Source organism: Colwellia sp. MB02u-14 (genome assembly GCF_014076915.1).
Taxonomy (GTDB): domain Bacteria; phylum Pseudomonadota; class Gammaproteobacteria; order Enterobacterales; family Alteromonadaceae; genus Colwellia_A.
In genome coordinates, this window is sequence record NZ_JACGUX010000071.1 from 1 (window position 1) to 11458 (window position 11458).

Below are 11458 nucleotides of genomic sequence, written 5' to 3' on the forward strand. Positions count from 1 at the left end.
CTTATTTTTTAAAATAAAAAAAATGTCATTGCGACTGACCGCTCAAAATGAAAAATCCCAACTCTTATTTGAAAAATTATCGGTCGATAGTGAAGTTTCAAAGAACTATCAACAACAACAACAACAACAATTAAGTTTTAATCACCAACAGCTAGCAAATCAGCAAGCCGAGCTAAAAACTTATTTTGAACAACAAATATCTGATTTTAAAATTAAACTCTTGTACCAGCATGCAGAGCAGGGTGAAAAACAAACATCGAGTTTGCATGCGAGTAGTGAGAAGTTAAATAAAGCGCTACATGAACACCAAGTGGTTTTTAATCAAAACCAACTAAAATCGGTTGATCAACTTGTAGAGCATCTAAATAGAGTGACTCAAGTAAGCCGAGAAGACTTAACGAAGTCATTGCAGGCATCGAGTGAGCAAATGGCTAAACGCATTGATGAATTAACGGTGTCAACAGACAATCGTCTGAAAGAAATTAGTGGACAAGTTGAAAAACGATTGGCGGAAGGTTTTGATAAAACAACAAAAACCTTTAATGACATATTACAGCGTTTAGCATTGATTGACGACGCGCAAAAGAAAATTACCGAACTTTCATCCAACGTAGTGAGCTTACAAGAAGTATTAAGTGATAAACGTTCGCGTGGTGCTTTTGGTGAAGTGCAGCTAAATAGTCTCATTCGTAATGTTATTCCAGAGCAAAATTTTTCCTTACAGCATACGTTGTCAAACGGAAAAATAGCTGATTGTATTTTATTTTTACCTGAGCCAACGGGTAATGTCGTCATCGATTCTAAGTTCCCGTTAGAGAATTATAAAAAAATGTTAGATAACCAACTGGGCGATCATGACCGAAAAGCTGCTGAACGCCAGTTTAAAGTTGACATAAAAAAACACATTAATGACATTAGTGATAAGTACTTAATTGAAAAAGAAACGGCTGATGGCGCAATCATGTTTATTCCTGCAGAAGCTATCTTTGCTGAAATTCACGCCCATCAAGGTGATCTTGTTGACTACGCGAATAAAAAACGTGTTTGGTTGGCGTCTCCTACGACATTAATGGCGATATTAACAACCTCAAGATCTGTGCTAAAAGACGAGGCTACTCGAAAGCAAGTTCATGTTATTCAAGCACATTTGTCACATTTATCTCAAGACTTTGGCCGTTTTAAATCTCGATTTGCGAATTTGGCAAAACATATTGATCAAGCTGCGACTGATGTTAAAAAAATTCATACTTCGGCGGATAAAATATCATCACGCTTTGACAAAATTGAACAAGTTGAGTTGAAAAAAGAAGACGATGCTGTGCCAAGTGAAATTGAAAATCAAAAAGAAAACAATGAAGCATTACCTGTTGCGTAAATTATTTAATTGCTCAAATATCATCTAATTTAAGGAGCTAACGTTGTATCAAAGAATTAAGACGCTAAAAACATTGTTTTTTAGTGTTGTCACTTTTACTTTCGTTTATTTTTTGGTGGTGCAAAGCCAAGTATTTTGGCTAAAGCAAATCGCTATTATCGCCCCCTTGCTGATTGTATTACTGGTAGTGGTTACTGTTTTTGCGAGTTATTTTAATCGAAGCCGTTTAGCTTATTTATCGTTATTGTGGTTGCTTTACTATGGCAGTATCACTTTTTCTCCCCCTTGGGCGAATTGGTTAGCAAAACAAAATGATTGGCTAACAATATTTGGCTGTTTTACTTTACTGCTCTTTTCATTAACAAAAGACCGTGGTGTGATTTCAATTCATGGTGTTTATCGCTTGTTCTCTATTTTTTTAGCAGGCGTGGTTGCATTGTTTTGGCTGGAGATTAGCGGATCAGTTATCGCTTTTATTGAAGGCTTTGCTAATACCGAACTGCTTAAAAAAACGATCCGTTTAGAATTACCTCTTCTTGTGTGCAGTGTAGTGATTGTTCTGCGGGCAATGATTAAAGCAGATTTAGTGACCTCAGCTATTTGTATTTCCTTGCTTTTTTGGCTTTGTAATCAATACCAATTAACCCCGCTACCAATAATGTTAATGCTGATATTACTCAGCTTGTACTATGTGTTAGTGATTACTATCGATGCTTATTTCCTTGCTTATCGCGATGATTTAACCGGACTACCATCACGGCGCGCACTAAACCAATTAGCGCTGTCACTTGGGCGAAAGTATACTGTCGCCATGTTAGATATTGATCACTTTAAGAAATTTAATGACACTTATGGCCATGATATAGGCGACCAAGTATTAAAATTAGTCGCGAAAAAAATTGGCGGTGTTAAAGGGGGAGGTAAAGCGTTTCGTTATGGGGGAGAAGAGTTTACGGTAGTATTCCCCCGTAAAAATATTGACCAAGCATTGCCTGAATTAGAAGCTGTCCGTGAAGCTATTGAAAAATATAAAATTGTTATTCGACACCCTCAGCGTAAAACAAAGCAAGCGCGAAAGGTAAAAAAAGGCAACAAGCAGAGTGATTTTAAAACGGTGAATGTCACTATATCAATAGGTGTGGCGGCTAGAGAGAACAAGCAAAGCTTTGATCAAGCGTTAAAATGCTCAGATCAAGCGTTATATAAAGCGAAGAAGAAAGGTCGGAATAACGTGAGCTATTAAGGTGAGGTGCATTGGCTTTGGTCATACACACAGAAACGTAGTATGACGAAAGCCAATATTAGTATTATGTTAATAACAGTCTTAATTTAAAATTGCCACATTAACAAACACAACGGTTAGTAACAAAGGGCAAACAAAACGGAGGTAATTTCCCCAAATTGGCAACCACTTCCTTCCTTCTTGTAACGACTTATCACGCAGCTTATTACCACGATTCCATAACCAACCAACAACGATAAAGTAAAATAAACAACTTAATGGTTGTAAAATAGTCGTTAATAACCGAATAACTAAGCCAAACAATTCATCGAAAAAAGCAATTAACAACATGCTGGCACAAAGCACAACGAATGAGACTAACCAAGTCGCTTTTGAACGAGTAAAGCTTTTATCTTCCATTAAATAAGAGACGGGGACTTCCGTTGAGGATATGGTTGATGTTAATGCGGCAATTGACAATAATAAGAAAAAACAACTTGAAACAATCAAGCCAACATCACCCATAGAATTAAATAATTCAGGCAAAATTTTGAAAATTAACTGCCCCTCTCCAATTAATTCATTATTACTAAAAACTTTAACACCTGCTTCTTGAGCAACAAAAAGCGCAGGAATAATTAAAAGACCCGCCATAAAAGCGATAAAGGTATCTAGTGCGGTGATTGACAGTGCTAATTTACCTATATCTTTACCTTTTTGCATATACGAGCCATAAACCATCATGCCGCCTACGCCAATAGACAATGAAAAGAAGGCCTGTCCCATGGCTGATATAATGAGTTTGGGGTTGGTGACTTGTGAAAAATCAGGAATTAAATATAGCGCTAAACCTTTCTCAGCCCCAGGTTGACGTAAAATATAAATAATTAAGCCAATAAGCATCACTAATAATAAAGGCATTAAACGTGCTGACCACTTTTCGATACCTGCATTAACACCCTGATGAATAATAGCTGCACCGAGTAAAATAAAAAGTGGAGTGAATAATAAATTACGCTCGGTACTTGATGTCGCTAACCATTGCGAGATACTGCTTAAGCCTAAGAGTTCTGTAAATGCAGAAAGTGCATGCGCTAACATCCATCCCGCAACGATAGTGTAAAAGCTGAGCATCATAATCGCGCCGCATAAACCGATTATCCCTGCGTATTTCCCTACATTTGGCAGGCTGTTTTGGCAAGCGTCTTTTAAAGCGGCAACCGGATTTTTTTGTGCTTGGTTGCCAATATATATTTCTGCGTACAATGCAGGAAGTGCGAGAAGTAGGGTGACTAACAAATAGACAAACAAAAATGCACCGCCCCCATTATTAGCTGCCTGTGTAGGGAATCCCCAAATATTCCCTAAACCAATTGCTGAGCCTGCGGCGGCTAATACAAAACCGATACGGGAATGAAAGGAATCTCTAGTGTGTGTCATATATTATTGAATGCATATTGTTTTTATTTGCACAAGAGCTTACCGAGTTCAGATCATATAGCAACGATTTTTTAAAAAATTGTTTTTAAGAAAATATAAACTGTGTAAACCGCACAACTAATAACCTAATAAATTTGCTTTCAACAATATCATCCCGATATATGTTGAAGTTAAATTATTTGTAATGATAAGTTTTTCTAAAAATGCTCGAATTGTCATTGGTAGTTTAATACCTAATGGCAGCTCAGGGGTATTATTAGCACGTTTATTAAAAGTATGTAGGGTTTTACGTTTAGTTTCTCTGTTAACAGAGTTAGGCTTGCTGATTAACTCTCTCCTAAGCGCTATCACACGCATGGGATCTTTTGCGTAGCTCATGTTTGTTATTTATTATCTTTATGTTGCATTAGGCAGTATGGTTTTTAATACTATTAATAAAGAGCTTTGGGGGATGTTTCAATCTCCATGCTGACATTGTTTCGTTTCGCGATGTTTGAAGATTGGACAGATTATCTCCCTTGTTCTTTTTAGTATTTTTTGTTGATAACACTTATAAATATCATTGTATTTTATGACTCTGAAATATCAATGTATTTCATGGCGTTATCAGTTTTTTGAGGTGTAAACGCATTGTTAAGTGACTTTCGATTTTGAGTGGTCGCTTATTTGTTTTGTGACAAAAGAATAAAAATTTTCAATTTATAGATGTAGTTATGTGGAGAGAATGTTTACTATTTTCTTCTGCAAAAATGCTGTAGAAGTAAAATAAAGATCAAAGCAAAATTCTATGCAAGCCTACTTAATGCCGTTGAGAAAAAATGGACCTTTGTGAATAAAAATAGAAATAAATGTGGCAGTAAGTCTTATTTATTAAAAAAGGATCCAAACACTTCAAATAAAGTTGGAACCTGACTTCAACGGGTATAAGTGAACCTTCATCATTATTCGAAACATATCATGAAATGACGGTGTAATGTTTTTTGCATGCGCTCAGTGGAACTCCTTATTTGATAGTGTCAGTTTTTTTATAGTCTGCTATGGGATATTAAGCAGACTGAGCACTTTATCTTTTATGTTTAGCGACAATAAGCATAAACTTTGGTCTGACAAGTGCACATTCAAAAAGCTAATTTTTTAAGTTACAGGATTTTTATACCTATTACCGCTTTGCTGAGAAACAGTCGTTCGAGCTATTTGAATTACAACCGTATAGCCCCCAAAATCGGTTATTAAGGCAGTGTTGAAGTCAAACGTATTTAGGGACCAATTACGTCATTTAAAGGGGGGTAATAAATCAACCATATTCTACGCGTAGCGAGGGTCATCAATACTAAATGAGCTATTACCCCCCGCATTAATAGACGCCACGCTTACTCGGCTAAGTAAACAACGCAAATGACCTATATCTAACGAATTACTTAGCATTTTGGTGAAGCTCACTCATATGCTGGTATGCCTGCCGTTTTTTTTCATAATTTTATGATGTTAAAAATAATCTTACGATAGATTTACTGGTGAAAAGCTATTCAATAAAAGAGCGTGAAATGGCGCTAAAGCATTTAAATAAAACCCAAATAGGCGATTTAGCCGTTTATGACAGAGGTTATCCTGCCGTTTGGTTTTATAAATATCATGGGCTAAAGAATGTTGATTTCTGCATGCGCATTGTTAAAGCTTTCTTAGAAAGTGGGAAATATACTGATATCGTTAATTTTTGATGTATTGAGAAGTCTCTTCGTTGATGGAGAAAAGATAAAATATCGATTGGAACACTACATTTAAGATTAGTGCTAGTTGACCTACCATCTGGTGAATCAGAGATTTTAGTTGCATCATTAACAGATTTGAAAGCTTATCCTACTTCTATTTTGGCTGATTTATATCATCAACACTGGGGAGTTAAAGAGGATTATAACGTATTGTAAAATCGTCTCAATATTGAGAATTATTCAAGTGTTTGTGTCGAAGGTGTTTTACAAGACTTACACGCTAAACTATTGACTAAAAATCTGCCGCTTGAGCGATCCATGATGCAAACAATAAAGGATCCTAAAAATAATAGAGTCTATGAATATAAAATAAATTTCACCTTTGTGATAAATCAGTTTAAAGATAATGTTGTCAGGTTCACGTCAAACAAGTCTCCTATGAGTTATAAACGTATGTGTTAATTTCTTAAGTTAATGACATTGCTTCGCTCATTGCGCTCTTTGCGATCGTTCACAGCAAAACGTTGACTGAGTTAGTCGAACGTAAAGGGAAACAACAAATAAAGCTCGTTCGATGGTCTGCACTACTCACAAAGTAGGGAGTCAGGGTTATCGCATAATTTATAAATTTTTTAGATACTGGGTAGCGATTTATATTGTCGTTATTGCCGCCATGGCGAGTATGAGAATATTCAAGCATTTTAGTCTTTTAGTCACCGGTCCTGACTTATAGAGGCCACTGGGTTGGTCATCTATTCTTGTCCATGCGCCAACGCTATATAAACAGTAGACTCAGTAGGCTTGTTTCTCTCTCAGGGGCGAAGACGCAGAAGAAAATTGATAAGTAACATCGACTTTCCTTCACTTATTAACTTGTTCGGAGGGATAGGGTGCAGTGTCAGGATTTTTTACACCTAGCACAGAGTGAACTTGGCTTTTTAAAATGATTTGCCCTTGGTAATAGCAAAGTCAAATATATCGCCATCACTGTCAAGGCCTTTGCCCAATAGGCTTGTAAGCACCACAATGCAAGCCTTGCAGGGTTGCAATGATGTTTTTGTACGTCAAAGTGGATTCAGTCTTATGTAACGCTTTACTTACATTATCTCCTTCAATGTCGATGGCTATTTTCATGCTTCAGTGTTGTACAACACTGATATTTAAGTGATTAATAGCTAAATTTAAAAATATTAATGTCATTTTTTATAAGTTAAGAAAATAGTTTTTTTAACTTACTGATATTATTGTATATAACTATTTGGCTCAATTATTGTATAAGACCATTCAAAAGGTGATATTTAACTTTTGAGTTACCATTTTCAATTTTGGGAGTGGGTAAAAGGAATAACGCATGACATTTAAATTTTTAAAAAGGGTTTTAACAACTTTCAGATACGCAATGTTCATAATCTTCGGTGTACTGAGTGTTTCTGGCACAGCATCGGCCACACTAATAGAGGCAATAGCGAACCTAAATGAGGGTGACAATTACAGGGTGGTGTTTGTTACGAGCACCGGTCGAACTGCCACTTCGACCGACATCAACGTTTACAACAATTTTGTGAGTAATGTAGCTCGAAATGGCTCGGTCACGAGTACCTTAGGTTTAGAGTGGGCAGCGTTAGCGAGTACATCGACTATAAACGCACAGGTAAACACCGGCATTAGTAGTTTGGATAATAGAGCTGTTACGATATTTAGCACTTTTGGAGACATAATTGCGACATCGGGTCAGGATTTATGGAACGGTACTTTAATGAACCCGATTATTTACAACGAGGCAGCGATTCGAGGACGAGGTACATACGTTTGGACGGGCATTAACAGCATTGGTGCTTTTATGTCTGATTACGAACTTGGTTCACTATACCCAATGAGTGGCGATTCTGGTGAGGATCATCACGTTTGGAGCTCAACTTATAGGTTTCATCAATTATATCCATGGAGTCTTTACGGCATATCAAATGAGATCACGAAGCCAATCGTTAATGTACCCTCACCAGGAACAATTATTTTGTTATCAATGGGCTTAGCTGGCTTGTCATTTACTCGATACAGAAGACAATCTTAATTGGCTTGTCATCCATCCCTGCAAGTACCCATCGTAACCAACGGGTAATATAGTACATCAAGTACAACGGCTCTTTTGGGAGCCGTTTGCTTTTACTCTCTCTTCATAAATAAAGAGGCTCTCAGTAAAATTGAACAAAGTCAGCGTGATCAAAAAATATTACATAAACTGACTGTTAGTAGCAAAACAGAAAAAAACCACAACCACTTGACCGTGATCGTAAAAAGGCAGCGAGGGGTCAATCGAGAGTACTGGCCCTAGTGTAAAAAATAGTTGAACTCAAGGCTAAGCTAGCATTTAAAAAAGTAAAATAGGGTGCTTCTCAGAGCTTATTAGCGTTTATGAAAAACTGAAAAAAATTGAATGAATACAGTTTATGAAATAGAAACAACTGTTCGCATAACAAAAACATTTCATAATTATAAAAAAGTGACAAATCTATCCATTTTAGTAGAGTAGTTAGTCGATTCCATCACTCACATCGTCACTAGCAAGATTGACTTTTATACCATAAAACCCCTAACACTTTTTCACCAGAGCCATGTGTAGAAAAAGTATAGGGCTAAAAGGGAATGCAACAGTTGAACGTCTAGAAAGCTTTTGTGGACGTTATCTTATAAATATGTTGTTGATACAGCAGAATAGATATCGTCTAAAAATCTTGTGGATTTTATGTCTTTTCTCGCTAAGAAGTCTCATTTTTAGACGTTGGATATTCATTAGACGACAAGATGTGGAGGGCTTTTAATAGCGATATCTACAATACCCTAAAGTATAAGGATATTGAGAAATTACTTACGATCAAAGTTATGTGGTAAGCGTCTGCTGAAAGTTTGATCTCTGGTTACGATAAATTCTCTTATGTAAAATATTCAACATTTTACCGAAAAGAAGACCCCGGTCCCAATCCAAAATAGAATTTACAAACTTAACAAAGGAAATAAAGGCGGAATTAAATACGACACCAACCCTGTGAGCATGATCAATCCAAACCCACTATGCATTAAGCACCTTCGGCATCACATTTGAAGATAACGACATAATCGCAATGGGTTGCTTTGATATACAATAAAACGATCCACGGCGTTTTACTGCGGCGATCACTCAATGCCTTAAAAAAGTAGGAAAGAATAGGAATACGTAGCAATGCATAAGAAAATAGCTAAGGGGTTGAAGGAGCTATTGGTTGATAAAAATTTAGTAACCAAAAAATTAGCTGGAGGGGGTGATAAAAGAAACTTCATCATCTACCCTACATCAGGCATTTATTAATTTACACTTACCTATATAATAATGTAAAACCTAGTTGTTAAGCGACTAGTGTCTCTACACACAGAGGGTTAGGTCTTTAATGAAGTAGAGAATAAGGCCTGTATTGACGCCTTTAAGCTAAATAAATTTGTTCTTCGGCCTTAGCAAAAAAAAGCTATAATGACCTCAGTCAGTTATGTAGCAAACCCTAAACCTCACACTCTGCTGGACCTTTTTTCTATGCTTGATTTTTGTTCAAACAATTCAAAACAGTTGTATGAATAGCCGCTTAGAAGCAATTTTTTATTACTTTTTTTGTGCAATAAGCAAGGCTTTTATTTCTTTCAATTCTTGTTGCAGTTCAATAAGAGTAGGTTGTTTTTCAGCTTTTTCATCTCTGGCTGCTTGGTGTTCTTCTTCCATGACATTAACAACAATACCAATCACCATATTTAAGAATGCAAAGGCGGTAAAGAAGATAAATGTTAGATAAAATATCCAACTATAAGGATAGACTTCCATTGTTTCGTATTGAATGTCAGTCCAATCCTCGAATGTCATAACTCTAAATAGTGTTAACATTGATATTGCTATATCACCCCAGAGTTTTGGATTGATCTGACTAAACATGAAGCTGCCAAATGCCGCATATATATAGAAAATTATAAACATCAATAGAACTACATAACCTAATTGTGGCAAGGCTTTTATGAGAGAGTTAATGAGAATTCGCAACTCTGGTACAACAGATATCATTCTTAGTACACGAAATATACGGACAAGGCGAGCAAGAAGAGCCATTTCACTATTATCTATGGGTATAAGACTTATCATTACGACAAGAGTATCAAAGACATTCCAACCTTTTTTCAAGAATGAACGTTTATCATCATCTCCAATAAAGCGAACAGTTAACTCGAAAAGAAAGAATATGGTTATAAAAACGTCTAATATTTCAGCAAGCGAAACTGCACTATCTGTTAATTGAAATGTTTTTGCACCTATTTCTAGTGCGGAAAGAATAATAACGGAGACAACGACAAGCTCAAAAATCTTGTTGTTTTTGAGTGTATTCAACTTCATTTTTAGGGATTTATACATAGTTTATTCTGTTAACGTCTCTATCGAGTGCTCTTAAATATTGGGTGGGGATTATACGCAATTAGCGTATTATTACCTTATAATTATTTTTAAGAAAGTCTAAACACATTTGCCAAGAAATAAACAATAATACCCAAGGTTACAATTTCATGAGTCATAATGTTGCTATAGCATTTGAAGGTTTTTACTTTACTGCAATCCAATCATGGGAGGCTTTATTGAAAAAGGTTGTAGGTAATGGAGTAACAACTTCTACGCTGAGAACTTCCTTTGAATGAGAAAGCAACTTTTAAACATTATTAATCGACATTGAGTTAGCGCTCTTTACTCTTAAACATTATAGAAAGATAAATGTCTTTTACGATGGAAAATCCATTCAAAATACTTCTTTTGATCAGAGCTGCCACCATTCTTGCATTGATAATATTAGGGAACACTATAATAATTATCGATGAACCTTCAGTGCACTTGAATAGCAACTTACTGGCTAAATATCTTGTTAAGTTGGTAAAGAGAGTCAAAAAAATCGACAACTGATTTTTGCGATATATGATGCTAATTTTGTTGTTAATGGTGATTCAAAATTGATTCATATACTATCGATGTCAGATTCTAAGATAACAAACTCTAGTGAAACCTCTATTAAGAATCTTAATTATCGAGCACAACTTTTTTCACTTAAAGGTGGCTCCCTTGATTTAGATAGAGTGAGAAAAAGACTTCCCGCAAGTGGCTTGAGGCTAGGAATAAATGCAGACGTTAACTATATTTTGTTAACAAAAGTATTTTGTGGCTATTATTATTTTATATAATATAACTTTGTCAAAAATCATATGTTTACAAAGGATTATTGTGAGCACTTTTTTGTATGAGTCTATTGTTAATAGATCTCGCCACTCACTCATGTCAACATTTTATAGTGAGGTAATGGATATGTAATGTACGAAACGATGGCGGTTTATCTTCTTCACTGGGTTTATTATTTGACCTTTATCTTTTTAACTGCGTTTATATTTTTGGACATGATGGTGTGAACTCTCTTAGAAGTGATAGGACAAGAAAACGAAAACTATAGAGCAGAGCAACATAGTGAAATGGGGGATGGTGGAAAACGCGCTAATCGCGCCGAAATTGAAAACGTTGAAAATGAGTTAGTAGAAATTAAAGTTTTATTGAAAGAAAAACTCAGCCACTAGCGTTAATTATTTAAAGTTTAAATAACACTTGTGGGATTTAATGAAATAAGATGTTATAAAAGTAAAAATCATATTTAATTCAAGTGTTTTGGT

Annotated in this window: 7 protein-coding genes and 2 pseudogenes; 7 read left to right on the forward strand and 2 right to left on the reverse strand. The window is 35.7% G+C overall.

Annotation, left to right across the window (positions count from 1 at the left end; genetic code table 11):
• Window positions 1-1375, forward strand: a 1375-nt coding sequence (locus tag H4J52_RS09135; protein ID WP_310649982.1) for a DNA recombination protein RmuC, incomplete at its 5' end; no start/stop codon positions are given.
• A 43-nt stretch (window positions 1376-1418) separates the two neighbouring features.
• On the forward strand, window positions 1419-2618 hold the full coding sequence (locus tag H4J52_RS09140) for a GGDEF domain-containing protein (RefSeq protein ID WP_259366723.1): 1200 nt from the start codon (window positions 1419-1421) through the stop codon (window positions 2616-2618).
• An 81-nt stretch (window positions 2619-2699) separates the two neighbouring features.
• Here H4J52_RS09140 and H4J52_RS09145 read toward each other — a convergent pair whose 3' ends face one another.
• Window positions 2700-4037 (reverse strand): sodium-dependent transporter, encoded by a 1338-nt coding sequence (locus tag H4J52_RS09145; RefSeq protein ID WP_182224560.1) that lies wholly within the window; start codon window positions 4035-4037, stop codon window positions 2700-2702.
• Between the two features lie 211 nt (window positions 4038-4248).
• Between H4J52_RS09145 and H4J52_RS19985 the strand changes: the two are divergent.
• The 3 genes and pseudogenes from H4J52_RS19985 to H4J52_RS09160 all read left to right on the forward strand — a co-directional run.
• Window positions 4249-4553: pseudogene (locus H4J52_RS19985) on the forward strand (ion transporter); the annotation flags it as partial.
• Between the two features lie 998 nt (window positions 4554-5551).
• Window positions 5552-5755 carry a hypothetical protein gene (locus H4J52_RS19990; protein WP_259367846.1) on the forward strand — a complete coding sequence of 68 codons (204 nt, stop codon included), beginning with the start codon at window positions 5552-5554 and terminating at the stop codon, window positions 5753-5755.
• Window positions 5756-7145: 1390 nt separating this feature from the next.
• Window positions 7146-7817: a hypothetical protein gene (locus tag H4J52_RS09160; RefSeq protein ID WP_182181521.1), complete on the forward strand. Its 672-nt coding sequence runs from the start codon at window positions 7146-7148 to the stop codon at window positions 7815-7817.
• 1557 nt (window positions 7818-9374) lie between these two features.
• Here the strand turns inward: H4J52_RS09160 and H4J52_RS09165 are convergent.
• A complete protein-coding gene (locus H4J52_RS09165; protein WP_182181522.1) occupies window positions 9375-10169 on the reverse strand; it encodes an ion transporter in 795 nt (264 codons plus the stop codon).
• 935 nt (window positions 10170-11104) lie between these two features.
• Here H4J52_RS09165 and H4J52_RS20265 point away from each other — a divergent pair.
• Window positions 11105-11200, forward strand: a pseudogene (locus H4J52_RS20265) (ion transporter); the annotation flags it as partial.
• Between the two features lie 15 nt (window positions 11201-11215).
• Window positions 11216-11365: a hypothetical protein gene (locus tag H4J52_RS09170; protein ID WP_182181523.1), complete on the forward strand. Its 150-nt coding sequence runs from the start codon at window positions 11216-11218 to the stop codon at window positions 11363-11365.
• Window positions 11366-11458: the final 93 nt, after the last annotated feature.

Coding starts and splice junctions, on each gene's coding strand:
- H4J52_RS09160 (WP_182181521.1), top strand. CDS start 7,146: ATGTTCATAATCTTCGGTGTACTGAGTGTTTCTGGCACAGCATCGGCC.
- H4J52_RS09145 (WP_182224560.1), bottom strand. CDS start 4,037: ATGACACACACTAGAGATTCCTTTCATTCCCGTATCGGTTTTGTATTA.
- H4J52_RS09165 (WP_182181522.1), bottom strand. CDS start 10,169: ATGTATAAATCCCTAAAAATGAAGTTGAATACACTCAAAAACAACAAG.